Here is a 970-nt window from a genome sequence, read left to right as displayed (position 1 = left end):
AGGTGAGCGACCTTGCCGAAGAACTCAACGAGCTTCTCGATGACGATGAGGTCGAGTTCACCCCGGAACAGAAACACGTTGGCGGGCAGCAGCCGCCCTGAGGAGATGGGCTCGCGTCATGCAGGTGCGTCATGCAGGTCTTGGGCCTGCGGGCCGTTCAGGTCAGCGGACCCAACGGGGCGAGCCGATCCAGAAGAACCTGGCGTTCCTGCAGCACCCGTAATGCTCTTCGGACCGTCCGAGCCAGCAGGATCAGTTTGACCTGCTGGACCAGCAGAGCCGGTAGACCCCTGGGTGCTGGACGGTCCTTGATCTCCGCGATCTCCATCAGGCTCCTGCGGAGCTGCCACACCAGAGGCGCCAGTCGAGTCCTGAGTACCTGTCGCGCCAACTGGCCCTTGTGGTCCCGGTGTGCAGGGTTCGCATGATAGGCTCGGTGGACCCGCTGCACCTGGCATTCCTGCCGATCCAGGAGGGCCCGCAGGTCTGCTGTCTCCCTGATGTCCGGCAACTGCTGCATCGTCTCGCTAACCCTACTGCCGTGTAGCACCGCAGAGCCAACGTTGCCTCGGGGCCGTTGTTCACCTGGCGAGCAAGCATGAAGAAGAACGCCTGCCTCAGCTGGGCCGGGCGGGTTGAAGGTGAAGATCCGGGCCGCAATTGGCTCAAGGGGGCGAGAGGCTGAACGGTCTGGCTGCGGGCCGTTCCGAACATGAGAAGCCCAGCGAGCCGGTTGGTCACGGGGACAAGCGTCACCTCGGCTCATTACCCTGGAGCACTGGCAAGCCATTCCAAGATCCTGTCCGAGCTCCGGAAGTTACGCTCGACCTTTCTGAGCGGTGGAGTCCGCACCTCGGCGGCTATGTTGCCCCGCACAATGAAAGCGGGCGCGTTGGCTTTATGGTTCCTCGCCTGTGTCAGAGTGGACGCTGAGGGAGCTTGAAGACTTTCCGCCGGCTGTTGAAAGCCT

At 62.9% G+C, this 970-nt stretch carries 1 protein-coding gene; it reads right to left on the bottom strand.

The window, feature by feature from the left end:
* Positions 1-157: 157 nt before the first annotated feature.
* Positions 158-328: a hypothetical protein gene (locus MOX02_RS31715; protein ID WP_170268061.1), complete on the bottom strand. Its 171-nt coding sequence runs from the start codon at positions 326-328 to the stop codon at positions 158-160.
* Between the last annotated feature and the right edge of the window lie 642 nt (positions 329-970).

The organism is Methylobacterium oxalidis, from assembly GCF_007992195.1.
GTDB classification, from domain to species: domain Bacteria; phylum Pseudomonadota; class Alphaproteobacteria; order Rhizobiales; family Beijerinckiaceae; genus Methylobacterium; species Methylobacterium oxalidis.
The sequence above is the reverse complement of the archived record's forward strand: the minus strand, read 5'-3'. Positions and strand labels throughout refer to the sequence as shown.

Excerpts from the sequence above, each read along its gene's own strand:
- MOX02_RS31715 (WP_170268061.1), bottom strand. The coding sequence starts at position 328 with ATGGAGATCGCGGAGATCAAGGACCGTCCAGCACCCAGGGGTCTACCG.